The organism is Serratia odorifera (assembly GCF_041448735.1).
Classification (GTDB): domain Bacteria; phylum Pseudomonadota; class Gammaproteobacteria; order Enterobacterales; family Enterobacteriaceae; genus Serratia_F; species Serratia_F odorifera.
The window spans coordinates 54,582-72,305 of sequence record NZ_JBGMUT010000009.1 but is presented as its reverse complement, the minus strand read 5'-3'; the positions used below and the strand labels follow the sequence as shown (position 1 = coordinate 72,305).

15 protein-coding genes and 2 tRNA genes are annotated in these 17,724 nt (G+C 55.5%); 2 read left to right on the top strand and 15 right to left on the bottom strand.

Annotation, left to right across the window (positions count from 1 at the left end; genetic code table 11):
• Positions 1-123 precede the first annotated feature (123 nt).
• From pnp to rlmE, 14 genes are all read right to left on the bottom strand, one after another.
• Entirely contained in the window at positions 124-2,244 is a 2,121-nt protein-coding gene (gene pnp / locus ACCC84_RS18930; RefSeq protein WP_004955901.1) for a polyribonucleotide nucleotidyltransferase, read from the bottom strand.
• Between the two features lie 242 nt (positions 2,245-2,486).
• A complete protein-coding gene (gene rpsO, locus ACCC84_RS18925) occupies positions 2,487-2,756 on the bottom strand; it encodes a 30S ribosomal protein S15 (protein WP_010279698.1) in 270 nt (89 codons plus the stop codon).
• A 155-nt stretch (positions 2,757-2,911) separates the two neighbouring features.
• Positions 2,912-3,856: a tRNA pseudouridine(55) synthase TruB gene (gene truB, locus ACCC84_RS18920; RefSeq protein ID WP_004955902.1), complete on the bottom strand. Its 945-nt coding sequence runs from the start codon at positions 3,854-3,856 to the stop codon at positions 2,912-2,914.
• The gene (rbfA, locus tag ACCC84_RS18915; RefSeq protein WP_004955903.1) at positions 3,856-4,266 is read right to left on the bottom strand and encodes a 30S ribosome-binding factor RbfA; all 411 of its coding nucleotides are present in this window, start codon (positions 4,264-4,266) and stop codon (positions 3,856-3,858) included. The genes truB and rbfA overlap by 1 nt, the downstream gene beginning before the upstream one ends.
• Positions 4,267-4,348: 82 nt before the next feature.
• Positions 4,349-7,039 (bottom strand): translation initiation factor IF-2, encoded by a 2,691-nt coding sequence (gene infB, locus ACCC84_RS18910; protein ID WP_004955904.1) that lies wholly within the window; start codon positions 7,037-7,039, stop codon positions 4,349-4,351.
• 24 nt (positions 7,040-7,063) lie between these two features.
• Positions 7,064-8,551: a transcription termination factor NusA gene (gene nusA / locus ACCC84_RS18905; RefSeq protein ID WP_004955905.1), complete on the bottom strand. Its 1,488-nt coding sequence runs from the start codon at positions 8,549-8,551 to the stop codon at positions 7,064-7,066.
• 21 nt (positions 8,552-8,572) lie between these two features.
• The gene (rimP, locus tag ACCC84_RS18900) at positions 8,573-9,025 is read right to left on the bottom strand and encodes a ribosome maturation factor RimP (protein WP_071586634.1); all 453 of its coding nucleotides are present in this window, start codon (positions 9,023-9,025) and stop codon (positions 8,573-8,575) included.
• A 216-nt stretch (positions 9,026-9,241) separates the two neighbouring features.
• A tRNA-Met gene (locus tag ACCC84_RS18895) sits at positions 9,242-9,318 on the bottom strand.
• Between the two features lie 61 nt (positions 9,319-9,379).
• Positions 9,380-9,466, bottom strand: a tRNA-Leu gene (locus ACCC84_RS18890).
• A 70-nt stretch (positions 9,467-9,536) separates the two neighbouring features.
• Positions 9,537-9,872, bottom strand: a complete 336-nt coding sequence (gene secG / locus ACCC84_RS18885; protein WP_004955910.1) for a preprotein translocase subunit SecG — start codon at positions 9,870-9,872, stop codon at positions 9,537-9,539.
• A 236-nt stretch (positions 9,873-10,108) separates the two neighbouring features.
• The gene (glmM, locus tag ACCC84_RS18880; protein ID WP_004955912.1) at positions 10,109-11,446 is read right to left on the bottom strand and encodes a phosphoglucosamine mutase; all 1,338 of its coding nucleotides are present in this window, start codon (positions 11,444-11,446) and stop codon (positions 10,109-10,111) included.
• A 4-nt stretch (positions 11,447-11,450) separates the two neighbouring features.
• Positions 11,451-12,287: a dihydropteroate synthase gene (gene folP, locus ACCC84_RS18875; protein ID WP_004955914.1), complete on the bottom strand. Its 837-nt coding sequence runs from the start codon at positions 12,285-12,287 to the stop codon at positions 11,451-11,453.
• Between the two features lie 90 nt (positions 12,288-12,377).
• Positions 12,378-14,309, bottom strand: coding sequence for an ATP-dependent zinc metalloprotease FtsH (gene ftsH, locus ACCC84_RS18870; protein WP_004955915.1), 1,932 nt, complete (start codon positions 14,307-14,309; stop codon positions 12,378-12,380).
• Between the two features lie 56 nt (positions 14,310-14,365).
• Positions 14,366-14,995, bottom strand: coding sequence for a 23S rRNA (uridine(2552)-2'-O)-methyltransferase RlmE (gene rlmE / locus ACCC84_RS18865; protein ID WP_088499850.1), 630 nt, complete (start codon positions 14,993-14,995; stop codon positions 14,366-14,368).
• A gap of 143 nt (positions 14,996-15,138) precedes the next feature.
• Between rlmE and yhbY the strand changes: the two genes are divergently transcribed.
• Positions 15,139-15,432, top strand: coding sequence for a ribosome assembly RNA-binding protein YhbY (yhbY, locus tag ACCC84_RS18860; protein WP_004933536.1), 294 nt, complete (start codon positions 15,139-15,141; stop codon positions 15,430-15,432).
• A gap of 114 nt (positions 15,433-15,546) precedes the next feature.
• On the opposite strand, the gene greA is transcribed toward yhbY, so the two are convergent.
• Entirely contained in the window at positions 15,547-16,023 is a 477-nt protein-coding gene (gene greA, locus ACCC84_RS18855) for a transcription elongation factor GreA (RefSeq protein WP_004955917.1), read from the bottom strand.
• A gap of 256 nt (positions 16,024-16,279) precedes the next feature.
• Between greA and dacB the strand changes: the two genes are divergently transcribed.
• A complete protein-coding gene (gene dacB / locus ACCC84_RS18850) occupies positions 16,280-17,713 on the top strand; it encodes a serine-type D-Ala-D-Ala carboxypeptidase (RefSeq protein ID WP_004955918.1) in 1,434 nt (477 codons plus the stop codon).
• The last annotated feature ends 11 nt before the right edge of the window (positions 17,714-17,724 follow it).

The following is a 17,724-nucleotide window of genomic DNA, read 5'->3' as shown; positions in this document are numbered from 1 at the left end:
CTCCCGAAGACAAACATTGGATGAACGTCCTGTCCTCCGCTTGCTAAAACGCGGGCTTCCTACCCGCGCGATACGAACAGCTCCCAACCCCAGGGGCGGGGAGCTGTCAAAACTGCTTTACAGTTATTCTGCTTCTGGTGCAGCAGGAGCATCCGCTTCAGGCGCGGTAGCTTCCTTGATGCTCAGGCGCACACGGCCCTGGCGATCAACTTCCAGCACCTTGACCGGCACTTCCTGACCCATCTGCAGATAGTCGGTCACTTTCTCAACGCGCTTGTCAGCGATTTGTGAAATGTGAACCAGACCTTCTTTACCGCCGCCGATCGCCACGAAGGCGCCGAAATCAACGATACGGGTCACTTTACCCTGATACACGCGGCCCACTTCGATCTCTGCGGTGATCTCTTCGATGCGGCGAATGGCAAACTTGGCCTTCTCACCGTCGGTAGCAGCGATTTTAACTGTACCATCATCTTCGATTTCGATGGTAGTGCCAGTCTCTTCAGTCAACGCACGGATGACTGAACCGCCTTTACCGATCACATCCTTGATCTTGTCCGGATTGATCTTGATGGTGTGGATGCGTGGTGCAAACTGAGAAATATCGCCACGCGGAGTGCTGATAGCCTGTTCCATCACGCCCAGGATGTGCAGACGAGCGCCCTTGGCCTGGTTCAGTGCCACCTGCATGATTTCGCGGGTGATACCTTCAATTTTAATGTCCATTTGCAGCGCGGTGATACCATCACGGCTACCAGCCACTTTAAAGTCCATGTCACCCAGGTGATCTTCGTCACCCAGAATGTCGGACAGAACTACAAAGTTGTCCTGCTCTTTCACCAGACCCATGGCGATACCAGCAACGGCAGCCTTGATCGGCACACCGGCGTCCATCAGCGCCAAAGAGGCACCACAGACCGAAGCCATGGAAGAAGAACCGTTGGATTCGGTGATTTCAGACACCACACGCACCGTGTACGGGAAATCTTCTGGTTTAGGCATCATAGCCAATACGCCACGTTTCGCCAGGCGACCGTGACCGATTTCACGACGTTTAGGCGAGCCCACCATACCGGTTTCACCCACGGAGTATGGAGGGAAGTTGTAGTGGAACAGGAAGCTGTCGGTTTTTTCGCCCATCAGCTCGTCCAGGTTCTGCGCGTCACGTGCGGTACCCAGCGTCGCGGTAACCAGCGCCTGAGTTTCGCCACGGGTGAACAGCGCGGAACCGTGGGTGCGCGGCAGTACGCCGGTGCGCACGTCCAGACCACGGATCATGTCTTTTTCGCGACCGTCGATACGCGGTTCGCCACGCAGTACGCGGCTACGCACTACGTTTTTCTCGACGCTGCCCAGGATGTCCTGGATTTCGCCAGCGTCCAGGGACTCGTCCTGCGCCAGCAATGCGGCAATCACGTCTTCTTTAATCGCATCAACCTGAGCATAACGCTGCTGTTTTTCGGTGATGTGATAAGCGTCACCCAGACGGCCTTCCGCCAGTTCCGCTACGCGGGCGTGCAACGTTTCGTTAACCGCTGGCGCCTGCCAATCCCACTTCGGTTTGCCGACTTCGGCAACCAGGGAATTGATGTTTTCAATCACAACCTGCTGCTGCTCGTGGCCGAATACCACCGCGCCCAGCATTTGATCTTCGCTCAGAACGTCAGCTTCGGATTCAACCATCAGTACCGCGCCTTCGGTACCGGCAACCACCAGATCCAGACGGCTTTCTTTCAGCTCGTCGGTGGTCGGGTTCAGCACGTACTGGTCGTTGATGTAACCGACGCGTGCTGCACCGATTGGGCCGCTGAACGGAATACCGGACAGGCTCAGGGCGGCAGAAGCACCGATCATCGCCACGATGTCCGGGTTAACCTGCGGGTTGACCGATACTACGGTCGCAATCACCTGCACTTCGTTCAGGAAGTTGTCCGGGAACAGTGGGCGGATTGGACGGTCAATCAGACGCGAGGTCAGGGTTTCGCCTTCGCTTGGACGGCCTTCACGACGGAAGAAACTGCCTGGGATACGGCCGGCCGCGTAGGTACGCTCTTGATAGTTAACGGTCAGTGGGAAGAAGCTCTGACCTGGTTTGGCTTTTTTCTGGCCTACAACGGTAACGAATACCGCGGTGTCATCCATGCTTACCATGACGGCAGCAGTGGCCTGACGTGCCATCATACCGGTCTCGATGGTGACGGTATGCTGGCCATACTGGAATTTGCGAATAGTCGGTGTCAGCAAAATTTTTTCCTTAGATTAGGCGCACAATCGTATTGACGACTCGACACGCCGGTGACTCACTGATCTTCACACTACATCCTCGCGACTAATGACAACCCTTATCTCATGCGCGAGATAAAGTCTCTCATTAGCCGCGCGAACCTCTGTACCGGAAGATCCTCAACAATACATTAACCTGATTTGCTTATGCTTCCTAGAAGAAAGGGGCCAAAATAGGCCCCTTTCCACTGAAACTTGTTCGATTAGCGACGCAGACCCAGACGCTCGATCAGGCTGGTGTAACGTGCTACATCTTTACGCTTCAGGTAGTCCAGCAGCTTACGACGCTGAGAAACCATACGCAGCAGACCACGACGGCTGTGGTGATCTTTTTTGTGCTCTGAGAAGTGGCCTTGCAGATGGTTGATCTGCGCAGTCAGCAGGGCAACCTGAACTTCGGTAGAACCGCTGTCGTTAGTACCACGACCGAAATCAGCTACGATTTTAGCTTTAGCTTCAACACTTAGAGACATTGTCATACTCCAGATTATAGATAATAAATACAGGCGCCGATCTCTAATTCAGCAACCCAATGCATAAGCTGCGCCATTCTACTCTGATCCCCATCATCCTTCAAGCAACAGGCAATGTGCGCAGCAGCAACGCCAGACGAGGCGTTGTTAACCAGTCAGTCGAAATGCTCGACAACCAGCCGTTTTGGTGCCACCCGCCCGTCGTCGGCAATCTCACCGACGCCGATGAATTTATGCTCATCGCCTTCGGTGATACGTACCATACCGTGCGCTGGCGCGCCGGCAGCCTGAACCGGCTGCCCCTGCTTGACGTAGCCCGCCACCGCTGGCAGCAGGTTAACTTCCGGGAAGTTTTCCACCGGACTGTCCATCGGCATCAGCAGCGGATCGAGCAGTTCACCCGGCGCGATGCCTTCGGCCTGCGCCTGTTCCAGCAATGCGCTCAGCTGTTCCAGCGTCACCATGCGTTCGATCGGATATTTCGCTACCTGCAAACGACGCAGATAAATCACGTGCGCGCCGCAGCCCAGCAGTTCGCCGAGATCGTCGGTAATGGTGCGGATGTAGGTTCCTTTGGAGCAGTGGATTTCCAGCTCCAGCTCATCCCCTTCCCAGCGGATGAACGTCAGTTCGTACACCGTGATGCTGCGCGCCTCACGTGGCACTTCAATGCCCTGACGCGCGTATTCGTACAGTTTCTTACCCTGATACTTCAGCGCGGAATACATCGATGGCACTTGCTGAATGTTGCCGCGGAAGGTGTCCAATGCCGCGTCGAGTTGCTCGCGGGTCACGTTGACCGGGCGCTCTTGCACCACCTGGCCGTCCGCATCCGAGGTATCGGTGCGCTGGCCCAGACGGGCTATCACCCGATAACGCTTGTCGGAGTCGAGCAGAAACTGGGAAAACTTGGTCGCTTCACCCAGGCAAATCGGCAGCATACCGGTCGCCAGCGGATCGAGCGCGCCGGTATGGCCCGCGCGATTGGCGTTATAGCAACGTTTTACTTTTTGCAGCGCGTCGTTGGAAGACAGCCCCTGCGGCTTGTCCAGCAACAAAACGCCGTGAATGTCACGGCCGCGGCGACGAGGGCGACTCATTAAGCCTCCTCGTCATCACCGGAAGCAGTGCGACGCTCGGCGTCGTTCTTCACTACGTTAGTCACCAGGTTGGACATGCGCATGCCTTCAACCAGCGAGTTATCGTAGGCAAAGGTCAGTTCTGGCACCACGCGCAAACGCATGGCCTTGCCCAGCAGGGTACGGATATAACCGGACGCGTCTTGCAGCGCCTTGATGCCGTTGGTGACCAGATCGGGATCGTGGTTTTCGGTCAGCACGTTCAGGAAAGTTACATAAACTTTGGCATAGGCCAGATCGCGCGACACTTCCACGCCGGAAACGGTCGCCATGCCGACACGCGGATCTTTGACTTCACGTTGCAGAATGATGGCAATCTCTTTCTGCATCTCTTGCGCGACGCGTTGGCCGCGGCTGAATTCTTTTGCCATTTTGGATTCTCCAGACAAATCGGGGGGCACAAGGCCCCCCAGAACAGATGTTACCCATTGGGTATCAGCAGATATGCGATCGTTAAGCGATGGTGCGTTGGATCTCGATGATTTCGAATACTTCGATCATGTCGCCGACGCGCACGTCGTTGTAGTTCTTCACGCCGATACCACATTCCATGCCGTTACGGACTTCGTTAACGTCATCTTTAAAGCGACGCAGGGATTCCAGCTCGCCTTCGTAGATAACCACGTTGTCGCGCAGTACGCGGATTGGGTTGTGACGCTTGATGTTACCTTCGGTAACCATACAACCGGCGATAGCACCGAATTTCGGTGATTTGAACACGTCACGCACTTCGGCCAGGCCGATAATCTGCTGTTTGTATTCTGGTGCCAGCATGCCGCTCATCGCCTGCTTCACTTCGTCAATCAGGCTATAGATGACGGAGTAGTAACGCAGATCCAGGCTTTCAGCTTCGATGACACGGCGCGCAGAGGCGTCGGCACGAACGTTGAAGCCAATGATGATGGCATTGGAAGCCGCTGCCAGCGTGGCATCGGTTTCGGTGATGCCGCCAACGCCGGAACCGACAATCTTCACTTTCACTTCGTCGGTAGACAGCTTCAGCAACGAGTCGCTGATCGCTTCGCAAGAACCCTGTACGTCGGATTTCAGTACGATGTTCAGTTCTGAAACTTCGCCGTCGGTCATGTTGGCGAACATGTTTTCCAGCTTGGATTTCTGCTGACGCGCCAGTTTGACTTCGCGGAACTTGCCTTGACGGTACAGCGCCACTTCACGCGCTTTCTTCTCGTCACGCACCACGGTCGCTTCGTCACCCGCTGCCGGAACGCTGGACAGACCAAGGATTTCCACCGGGATGGATGGACCGGCAGAGACCACTTCACGGCCCAGTTCATCACGCATCGCACGCACACGGCCGTATTCGAAGCCGCACAGCACGATGTCGCCCTTGTTCAGCGTACCTTCCTGTACCAGCACGGTGGCAACCGGGCCACGGCCTTTATCCAGGAAGGATTCGATGACGACGCCGCTCGCCATGCCGCTGCGCACCGCTTTCAGTTCGAGGACTTCAGCTTGCAACAGGATAGCGTCGAGCAGTTCATCAATACCGGTACCGGCTTTGGCAGATACGTGTACGAACTGCGCTTCACCGCCCCACTCTTCCGGCATAACGCCGTACTGGGACAGTTCTTGCTTCACGCGATCCGGATCGGCTTCTGGTTTGTCGATTTTGTTAACCGCAACCACCAATGGCACCTGAGCCGCCTTCGCGTGCTGGATGGCTTCGATGGTCTGCGGCATCACGCCGTCGTCCGCCGCCACAACCAGAACCACGATATCGGTCGCCTGAGCGCCGCGAGCACGCATCGAGGTAAACGCGGCGTGGCCCGGGGTATCCAGGAAGGTGATCATGCCACTGTCGGTTTCAACGTGGTAGGCACCGATGTGCTGGGTAATGCCGCCGGCTTCGCCCGATGCCACTTTGGTGGAGCGGATGTAGTCGAGCAGCGAGGTTTTACCGTGGTCAACGTGGCCCATGATGGTCACTACCGGAGCACGAGGCTCGGCAGCGGCAGCACCGGTATCACGATCGCTCATCAGCGCTTCTTCCAGCTCGTTTTCACGACGCAGGATAACCTTGTGGCCCATCTCTTCGGCAACCAGCTGTGCGGTTTCCTGGTCGATGACCTGGTTGATGGTGGCCATGGCGCCCAGCTTCATCATGGTTTTGATAACCTGAGAGCCTTTTACCGCCATCTTGTTGGCCAGTTCGGCAACGGTAATGGTTTCGCCAACGATAACGTCGCGGTTAACCGCCTGCGCTGGCTTGTTGAAGCCCTGCTGCAGCGTGCTTGGCTTACGCTTGCCTTTACCACCACGGGTAACGGCGCGCGCTTCTTCGCGATCGGCCTTGGATTCGGACAGCTTGCTGCCTTTCTTCTGCTTGGTGGATTTGCCACCGCGAGTACGGGCGCGACGGTCACCTTCAACCTTGGCGTCGTTCTCGTCTTCTGCGGCACGCGCATGCTGGGAGGTGGTAACGTGATAGTCGGCAGTTTCAACAGCGGCGCTTGCCGCGTCGGCTTCAGCCCACTTCTCGCCGTTTTCTTCCGCCATGCGGCGCGCTTCTTCAGCAACGCGTTTGGCTTCTTCTTCCACCTTACGGCGCACTTCTTCTTCCGCTTTACGTTTCAGTTCAGCGGCTTCGGCTTCGCGTCGTGCTTTTTCTGCCTGAGCTGGCTTGGTCATTTCGTCGGTATGTTGATTGGTCACTTTATCTTTTTCCGCTGCATCACGCTTAGCTTTTTCAGCGGCCTCACGTTTGGCTTGCTCTTCGGCTGCGCGCTTCGCTTCTGCTTCGCGTTTCGCTAGCTCTTCCGCTTCGCGCCGTGCCTGCTCTTCCGCTTCACGCTGTGCCTGCTCTGCCGCTTCCGCCTGTTGGGCTTCTTGCGTATCGCGATTTACATAAGTGCGTTTCTTGCGGACCTCAATTTGCACCGATTTACTTTTACCGCCGGTGCTCGGGATATTCAAGGTGCTGCGCGTTTTGCGCTGCAACGTCAGTTTACCTGGCGCGCTGCCGTGTTCACGGTTCAGGTGCGCCAGTAGGGTTTCTTTTTCTTGCTGGGTGACAGAGTCGGTCTCAGACTTGTTGATCCCTGCATCAGCAAACTGCTGTACCAGGCGATCAACCGGAGTCTGAATCTCTGCTGCCAGTGATTTTACGGTTACATCTGTCGTCATGCTGTTCCTTCCTGCTACAGTTTATTACGCGTTGTCGCCAAACCAACAGATATTACGTGCGGCCATAATCAGCTCGCCGGCTTGCTGATCGCTAAGCCCTTCAATATCAGCCAGATCGTCAACACCCTGCTCGGCAAGATCTTCCAGCGTACAAACCCCACGCGCGGCCAGTTTAAAGGCCATGCTGCGCTCAAGACCCGGCAGGTTGAGCAAGTCATCAGCAGGTTTTTGGTCGCCCAGGCTTTCTTCTTGAGCCAGGGCCAGCGTGGTCAATGCAGCTTTGGCGCGATCGCGCAACGCTTCAACCATATCTTCATCGAGACCGTCGATTTCCAGCAGCTCTTTGATTGGCACATAGGCCAGCTCTTCCAGCGTAGAGAAGCCTTCTTCAACCAGTACGGTGGCGAATTCTTCGTCGATATCAAGATATTTGGTGAAGGTATCAATGGCGGCATGAGCTTCGGCCTGATGCTTGGCTTGCAGATCGTCCGCCGTCATCACGTTCAGTTCCCAGCCGCTGAGCTGAGAGGCCAAACGCACGTTTTGGCCGTTACGGCCAATCGCCTGTGCCAGATTGCTGGCTTCAACGGCGATATCCATGGTGTGCCGATCTTCATCAACCACGATCGAGGCAACGTCTGCCGGGGCCATGGCGTTGATGACGAACTGGGCCGGGTTGTCGTCCCACAGCACGATATCAATACGTTCGCCGCCGAGCTCGCTCGAAACGGCCTGAACGCGTGCGCCGCGCATCCCGACGCAGGCACCGACCGGGTCGATACGCTTGTCGTTGGTTTTAACGGCGATTTTGGCGCGAGAACCCGGATCGCGGGCTGCCGCTTTGATTTCAATAACTTCTTCGCCAATTTCCGGCACTTCGATGCGGAACAGTTCTTTCAGCATTTCCGGGCTGGAGCGGCTGACGAACAGCTGTGCGCCGCGTGCTTCCGGGCGAACCGCATACAGAACGCCGCGGATACGGTCGCCTGGGCGGAAGTTTTCGCGTGGCAGCATGTCTTCACGGCCAATCACCGCTTCGGCGTTGCCGCCGAGATCCAGCGCGATGCTGTCGCGGTTAACTTTTTTCACCACGCCGGTGACGATTTCACCTTCGTGCTGACGGAAAGCGTCGACCACCATCGCACGCTCGGCTTCACGTACTTTCTGTACGATAACCTGCTTGGCGGTCTGGGTGGTGATGCGGTCAAAGGTAACGGATTCGATCTGGTCTTCGACGTATCCGCCCAGCTCGATGCTTGGGTCTTCATACTGAGCCGCTTCCAGCGTGATTTCACGCGTAGGCTGGGTAACTTCGTCAACGGCGACCCAGCGACGGAAAGTATCGAAATCGCCGGTTTTGCGATCGATGCTGACGCGCACGTCAATTTCCTGCTCGTATTTTTTCTTGGTTGCGGTGGCTAATGCGGTTTCCAGCGCTTCAAAAATCTTCTCACGCGGAAGGGATTTTTCATTGGAAACAGCTTCAACAACAGCCAGAATCTCTTTATTCATCCTAGTTGCCTCATCCAAACTTTAAAAGTGGGGTACCAGGTTCGCTTTCTGAATATTGCTCAGCGCGAACACTTCATCTTTCCCATCCACAGTAACCGTGATCATTTCGCCTTCGACAGACTTGATGATGCCCTGCCACTTACGGCGGTTCTGTACCGCCATGCGCAGGACCAGGCTGACTTCTTCACCGAGGAAACGAGTATAGTGTTCTGCGGTGAACATCGGGCGATCAAGGCCAGGAGAGGAGACTTCCAAGTTGTAAGCGACCGTAACCGGATCTTCGACATCCAATACGGCGCTGACCTGGTGGCTGACATCAGCACAATCATCAACATTAATGCCGTTTTCACTATCAATATAGATGCGGAGCGTGGATTGGCGCGCACGAATAAATTCTATGCCTACAAGCTCAAAGCCCAACGCCTCTACCGGTGCCGAAAGCATCTCTGTCAATTTTTGTTCTAATGTGGACAAGCCCACCCCCAAGACATAAAAAAAGGGCTTAATAGCCCAGTGATTCTGTTGCCAAATAACAAAAAACCCCGAAAATTCGGGGCTTTATGCAACTGGACCCTGTTTGCCGCAATGCGGCTTCGGTACAACTTTCTGACAAGTGTCATTTTCAAATGTTGTTCGAGAAAAGCGGATTCAATCGAAAAGTGTATTTGAAAATAAACACTTAAAGGAAAGTGGTTGCGGGGGCCGGATTTGAACCGACGACCTTCGGGTTATGAGCCCGACGAGCTACCAGGCTGCTCCACCCCGCGTCCGAAAACGTGGCAAATACTACGCTGATAATCGCAAAAATGCAAGTTATCTCTGGGATATTGGTACCGAGGATGGGACTCGAACCCACAAGCCCGTTAGGGCACTACCACCTCAAGGTAGCGTGTCTACCAATTCCACCACCTCGGTACTGATTCTTACTGCAACGGCCGTTTGCATTGCTGCCAACCACCGTTTAAACACGTTTACTGCTGACGGCTTATTGCGGGATATCGCTGCTCGGCTTGGCTGGTGCTGCCGGCGCGGTAGTCTGCTCGGTTTTAACCGGCTGACCCAGGTTTTCCCACTCGCTGCCTTTTTGGCTCTGGTTGCTGCTCAGGTTGCCCAGGATCAGACTAATGACGAAAAACAGCGTCGCCAAAACAGCCGTCATGCGGGTCATGAAGTTACCGGAACCGCTCGAACCGAACAATGTGCCAGACGCACCTGCTCCGAATGAGGCTCCCATATCAGCGCCTTTACCTTGCTGCAACATGATCAGAGCCACAAGCCCGATCGAAATCAGCAGGAAAATTACCAGAAGAGCTTCGTACATAGTTGTACCCGTATCCTTGCGGCTTCACCGCGTGCCAAATGCTTCTCACCCCAAATGCTTCTAAACGAAGTCGCAGGCGTTGTTATCAACGGCCTACTGAAGCGGGTGTGAATACTAACCAAAGCCGTCAAACCGTGCAAGGGCAATTTGCTGCGGCAGGCGCGTTTGCGGAAAAAAACAGCAAACGCGCCACGCCCAGTGGCTCAAATATTCGACAAGGCAGTTAACCGCCTGTTTTAACCCGCAGATTTTACCGCTTCGGCGATGCGGTTGGCCAGTTCGGTCACCTGTTGTTCATCTTCGCCTTCCACCATCACGCGGATCAGCGGCTCGGTACCGGATTTACGCAGCAGCACGCGGCCGCGCCCCGCCAGTTCAGCTTCCACCGCTTCGGTCACTTGTCGTACCGATTCCGACTCGAGCGGGTTGTGCTCGCCGGTGAAACGGACGTTAACCAGGATCTGCGGCAGTAATTTCATGCCGCTGCACAAATCGTGCAGGCTCATGTTGTTGCGCACAATGGCGGTCAATACCTGCAGACCGGCCACGATACCGTCACCGGTGGTGGTCTTGTCCAGCAGAATCACGTGACCGGAGTTTTCCGCCCCGATGCGCCAGCCCAGCTCTTGCAGTTTTTCCAGCACGTAGCGGTCGCCCACCTTGGCGCGCGCAAACGGAATGCCCAACTGCTTGAGCGCCAGTTCCAGACCCATGTTACTCATCAGCGTGCCGACGGCACCGCCGCGCAACTGGCCCTGACGCAGCCCTTCGCGGGCAATGATATACAGGATCTGGTCGCCATCGACCTTATTGCCCAGGTGATCAACCATCATCACCCGGTCGCCGTCGCCGTCAAATGCCAGTCCGACGTGCGCCTTTTCGGCCAGCACCCGCTCTTGCAGTTGACGAACGTCGGTTGCACCGCACTGTTCGTTGATGTTCATGCCGTCCGGCTCACAGCCGATGGCAATCACGTTGGCGCCCAGCTCACGCAGTACGCTCGGCGCGATGTGATAGGTGGCGCCGTTGGCGCAGTCCACGACGATCTTCAGCCCCTTCAGGCTCAGCTCGCTTGGGAAGGTGCCTTTACAGAATTCAATGTAGCGACCGGCAGCATCAATAATGCGGCTGGCCTTGCCGAGCTCCGCAGACTCGACGCAGGTCAGCGGTTTTTCCATTTCAGCTTCGATGGCTTCTTCAACGTGATCCGGCAACTTGGCACCATCGATCGAGAAGAATTTGATGCCATTGTCATAATACGGGTTGTGCGACGCGGAAATGACGATACCGGCTTCGGCACGGAAGGTACGGGTCAGATAGGCAATCGCCGGGGTTGGCATCGGGCCGGTAAACGACGCGGACAGCCCTGCCGCCGCCAGGCCGGCCTCCAGCGCCGATTCCAGCATATAGCCGGAAATACGGGTATCTTTGCCGATGATGATTTTGCGTGAGCCATGGCGTGCCAGCACTTTCCCTGCAGCCCAGCCGAGCTTAAGGACGAAATCCGGCGTGATCGGACTGTCACCGACCTTGCCACGGATGCCATCGGTACCAAAATATTTACGCTCGCTCATGTCTCTACTGTCCCTTAGCTGAAAGTGTTGCCTCGACGACGCGCATCGCCTCGACGGTTTCTTTAACGTCATGTACCCGGATGATCTGTGCGCCTTGCATCGCCGCGATCACCGCGCAGGCCACGCTGCCGGTAACCCGCTGTTCTGGCGGCACGTTCAACAATTGCCCAATCATCGATTTACGCGACATGCCCACCAACAGCGGTAGGCCGAACTGGTGAAATTCGGACAACCGTGCCAATAGCTGGTAATTATGCGCCAGATTCTTACCGAAACCGAAGCCCGGGTCGAGCAACAATTTCTGTTTTGCTATGCCCGCCGCAGTACAACGCGCGATATGCTGCTGGAAAAAGGCCATCACGTCGCCCATCAGGTCATCATAGTGCGGCGCCTGCTGCATGTTGCGCGGCTCGCCCTGCATGTGCATCAGACATACCGGCAGGCCACTGTCGATCGCTGCCGTCAGCGCTCCCGGTTCCTGCAAGGAACGCACATCGTTGATCAGATGCGCACCGGCGTTGGCGGATTCACGAATCACCCCCGGTTTGGAGGTGTCCACCGAAATAAACACCTCAAAGCGCCGGGCAATCGCCTCAACCACCGGCACCACGCGCGCCATCTCTTCGTCCTCGCTGACCTCTGCCGCGCCTGGTCGGGTCGATTCACCGCCCACGTCAATCATCGTCGCGCCGGCAGATATCAATCCATGGGCATGCAACAAGGCATCATTCAACGTGTTGTGTTTGCCGCCATCGGAGAAGGAATCCGGGGTAACGTTGAGAATGCCCATCACCCGCGGATGGGAGAGGTCGAGCGTCATGTCGCGCACGGTTAACTGCATCGTTGTTCTACCTTACTGTTGCTGTTCCACTGCCTGTGGGCAATAAAAAACCCCGGCATGCCGGGGTTTGATGTTATTACACAGTCGATGTTACTTGTCGAGCTGTTCAGACATGGTATTGCCTGGATTTGGCGTGCGAGGATCATCAACCGGCGTCGGGGCTTTTGGTGTGCCGCCGTTGTCGGAGTTGTTGCCTTTGCTCGCATCGTCCCAACCCGCTGGCGGACGCACGTCCTTACGGTTCATCAGGTCGTCAATCTGCGGCGCGTCGATGGTTTCGTACTTCATCAGGGCATCCTTCATTGAGTGCAGGATGTCCATGTTTTCCATCAACAGCGAACGCGCGCGGGTGTAGTTGCGTTCGATCAGGGATTTGACTTCCTGGTCGATGATACGCGCGGTTTCATCAGACATGTGCTTCGCCTTGGCCACGGAACGACCCAGGAACACTTCGCCCTCTTCTTCGGCATACAGCAGTGGCCCCAGCTTCTCGGAGAAGCCCCATTGGGTCACCATGTTGCGCGCGATGGAGGTCGCGACCTTGATGTCGTTCGAGGCACCGGTAGACACTTTTTCCGGCCCGTAGATGATTTCTTCCGCCAGACGACCACCGTACAGGGTAGAAATCTGGCTTTCCAGCTTCTGACGGCTGGCGCTGATCGCGTCCCCTTCCGGCAGGAAGAAGGTCACACCCAGCGCGCGACCACGTGGAATAATCGTCACCTTGTGCACCGGATCGTGTTCCGGAACCAGGCGGCCGATAATCGCGTGCCCCGCTTCGTGATAGGCGGTCGACTCTTTCTGCGCTTCGGTCATTACCATCGAGCGACGTTCCGCGCCCATCATGATTTTGTCTTTGGCTTTTTCGAACTCGACCATCGACACCACGCGTTTGTTGCCACGGGCAGCGAACAGCGCAGCTTCGTTGACCAGGTTGGCCAGATCGGCACCGGAGAAACCCGGGGTACCGCGAGCGATAACCGACGCGTCGATATCTGCCGCCAATGGCACGCGACGCATGTGCACCTTCAGGATTTGCTCACGGCCACGCACGTCCGGCAAGCCGACTACCACCTGACGGTCGAAACGGCCTGGACGCAGCAACGCCGGGTCAAGCACGTCAGGACGGTTGGTTGCCGCGATGACGATGATGCCTTCGTTGCCTTCAAAACCGTCCATCTCAACCAGCATCTGGTTCAGCGTCTGCTCACGTTCATCGTGACCGCCACCCAGACCGGCGCCACGCTGGCGACCGACGGCGTCGATTTCATCGATGAAGATGATGCAAGGCGCGGCTTTCTTCGCCTGTTCAAACATGTCGCGAACGCGGGATGCACCCACACCGACAAACATTTCCACGAAGTCGGAACCGGAAATGGTGAAGAACGGTACTTTCGCCTCGCCGGCGATGGCTTTCGCCAGCAACGTCTTACCGGTACCCGGAGGGCCAACCATCAGCACGCCTTTCGGGATCTTGCCGCCCAGTTTCTGGAATCGGCTCGGTTCGCGCAGGTAGTCAACCAGTTCGCTCACTTCTTCTTTTGCTTCGTCGCAGCCGGCAACGTCGGCAAAGGTGGTCTTGATCTGATCTTCAGTCAGCATACGGGCCTTGCTCTTGCCGAAGGACATCGCGCCCTTGCCGCCGCCGCCCTGCATCTGCCGCATAAAGAATATCCAGACCCCAATCAGCAACAGCATCGGGAACCACGAAATGAAGATAGAAGCCAGCAAACTCGGTTCTTCCGGCGGTTCACCGACAACTTTCACATTCTTCGTCAGTAACGTATCCAACAGCTTGGGATCGTTGACGGGGATATAAGTCGTGTATCGGTTACTATCTTTCTTGGTAACGTTGATCTCACGTCCGTTGATTCGCGCTTCGCGAACCTGATCTTGGGTCAGTTCGGACATGAAGGTAGAGTAATCCACCCTACGGCCATTCGACTCGCTGGGCCCAAAGCTCTGGAATACAGACATCAACACTACCGCGATGACTAACCAGAGAATTAGGTTTTTCGCCATGTCACTCAAGGGATTAACCTCATATTACAACTGTGTTAACAAACAGCGTTAGGGTACTACAGTTTGCGCCCTGTCGCTACAATGTACACTTCGCGCGAACGGGCGCGGGAAGCGTCTGGCTTACGAATCTTAACCTTCGTAAACAGGGAGCGAATTTCCCGTAGGTACTCGTCAAAGCCATCTCCCTGGAACACCTTCACCAGGAAACTTCCGCCTGGTGCGAGGACATCACGACACATTTCCAGTGCTAATTCCACCAGATACATCGATCTTGGAATATCGACCGCCGGGGTGCCACTCATATTCGGGGCCATGTCAGACATGACCACCTGAACCTTGCTTTCACCTACACGATCCAACAGCGCCTTTAATACCAGTTCATCACGAAAGTCGCCCTGGAGGAAATCGACGCCAACGATAGGATCCATTGGTAAAATATCACAGGCGATGATCCGCCCGGTACCGCCGATCTGGGTAACGACATACTGCGACCAGCCACCTGGCGCCGCCCCCAAATCCACTACCGTCATACCCGGTTTAAACAGTTTGTCGCTTTGCTGTATTTCATCAAGTTTAAACCAGGCACGAGAGCGCAGCCCTTTTTTCTGCGCCTGTTGTACATATTTATCGCTAAAGTGTTCTTGAAGCCAGCGACTGGAACTCGCCGAACGCTTTTTATTTGCCATCTCGTTTTCCAACTATCCTAAAAAGAGTCTTATGTCAGGTTCGCTGCTCACGTAGACTCTCATCGGTGAAGACCGATTTGGTGATACACATGAGATGGCGGTAGAATGTACCGTTTTCAATCCCAACTTAAGCAAAAAAGACAATGAATCTGAATAATAAACAAAAACAGCACCTGAAAGGCCTGGCGCATCCGTTAAAACCGGTTGTCATGCTGGGTAATAACGGTCTCACCGAAGGGGTGCTGGCTGAAATTGAACAGGCTCTGGAGCACCACGAGCTGATCAAAGTAAAAATCGCTGCTGAAGATCGCGAGACCAAAACCCTGATCGCCGATGCTATCGTGCGTGAAACGGGTGCCTGCAACGTGCAGGTTATCGGTAGTACGCTTATTCTTTACCGCCCTTCCAAAGAGCGCAAGATCAGTCTACCGCGTTAATTGACGCCAGTTTAACGAAAAGGTGCCATGCACCTGCGTCAGATAAAAGGCCGCCATGCGGCCTTTTTCTTTTCTTTACAAAACCCTGCCGAACTTCTGACCAGCCTTGGTCAATCAGAGGTATTCCACCTTCAGGATTTCGTAGTCCACGTCGCCGCCGGGGGTTTTGATCACCACCACGTCGTCCTGTTCTTTACCGATTAAACCACGCGCCATCGGCGAATTGACCGAAATCAGATTTTTCTTGAAATCGGCTTCATCGTCGCCAACGATGCGGTAGGTCACTTCGTCTTCGCTATCCAGATTCATCACCGTAACGGTGGAGCCAAAAATCACGCGGCCGGTATTGGGCATTTTGGTGATATCAATCACCTGGGCGTTGGACAGTTTGGCTTCGATTTCCTGGATACGACCTTCACAGAAACCCTGCTGCTCACGCGCCGCATGATATTCGGCATTTTCTTTCAAATCGCCGTGTTCGCGCGCTTCCGCAATGTCAGCAATGATTTTCGGGCGGCGCACGCTCTTCAAATATTCAAGTTCTTCGCGCAGTTTTTCAGCGCCAAACAAGGTCATCGGAATCTGTTTCATAATTTCACTACCTCTAAATCTTTCCTGTTCAAATAACCGTCATCCTGACGTATTCGTATGAAAACACGGATGGCTACCGCCAGCCGCCTCCAGGCGATAAACAAAAGAAGCCTGACTCGGAACTGTTGCCCAAGTCAGGATCGATTTTGCATTTTGATACGCATTTTAGCGTAGAGTTCCTTGAGGGTCATCGTTTACTTTTTCCCTGAATGCGCCGTAGTATGGCGGCACGTTACCCAGCAGCTATTCCGAGATTATGCGTTTTTCACGAATTGTCAGTGCATTGGCTTGCGCATTTGTTCTAAATGTAAATGCGGCCCCGGTTGAAGATTACACACAATATTTGCCTGATGGGGCCAACCTTGCCCTGGTAGTTCAGAAGATCGGCGCACCGGCGCCGGTCATCGATTATCACTCTCAGCAAATGGCCCTGCCCGCCAGTACCCAGAAGGTGCTGACCGCGCTGGCAGCCCTGTTGCAGCTCGGCCCGGACTATCGCTTCAGCACCACGCTGGAAAGCCAGGGCAACATCAACGACGGCGTGTTACAGGGCAATCTGATTGCGCGCTTCGGCGGCGATCCGACCTTTAAACGCCAAAGCCTGCGCAACATGGTCGCGGTGCTGAAAAAACAGGGCGTGCGGCAAATCACCGGCGACGTACTGGTTGATACCTCGGTGTTCGCCAGCCATGACAAGGCTCCGGGCTGGCCGTGGAACGATTTGACGCAGTGTTTCAGCGCCCCGCCGTCGGCGGCCATCGTTGATCGCAACTGCTTCTCGGTATCATTGTACAGCGCACCGAAACCCGGCGACATGGCGTTTATCCGCGTTGCATCCTATTATCCGGTGAACATGTTCAGCCAGGTGCGTACCCTGGCCAAAGGCTCGTCAGACGCGCAATACTGCGAGCTGGACGTGGTGCCGGGCGAGCTGAACCGCTTTACCCTGACCGGCTGTCTGACGCAGCGCAGCGACCCTTTGCCGCTGGCCTTCGCCATTCAGGACGGCGCCAGCTATGCCGGCGCGATTTTAAAAGACGAACTGACGCAGGCCGGTATCCAGATTGACGGTCATCTGAAGCGCCAGACACAGCCAGGCATCAGTGGAACGGTGATCGCGCAGACCCAGTCAGCGCCGTTGCACGATCTGCTGAAGATTATGCTGAAAAAGTCCGACAACATGATTGCCGACACCGTATTTCGTACCATCGGCCATGAACGCTTCGGCGTACCGGGTACCTGGCGGGCAGGCGCCGACGCCGTGCGTCAGGTTCTGCGCCAGAAAGCGGGAGTAGATCTTGGCAACAGCATCGTAGTGGACGGCTCTGGCCTGTCGCGCCACAACCTGCTGGCGCCGGCCACCATGATGCAGGCATTGCAATACATCGCGCAGCACGACAGCGAGCTGAACTTTATTTCGATGTTACCGCTGTCCGGTTACGATGGCACCTTGCGTTATCGCGGCGGTCTGCACGAAGCCGGCGTCGACGGCAAGGTATCGGCGAAAACCGGGGCGCTGCAAGGCGTGTACAACCTGGCCGGTTTTATCACCACCGCCAGCGGTCAGCGTCTGGCCTTCGTACAGTATCTGTCGGGCTATGCGGTGCCGCCAGAAGACCAGCGACAACGTCGTATCCCGCTGGTGCGTTTTGAAAGCCGGCTGTACAAGGATATTTACCAAAATAACTGAGTAGCACAATA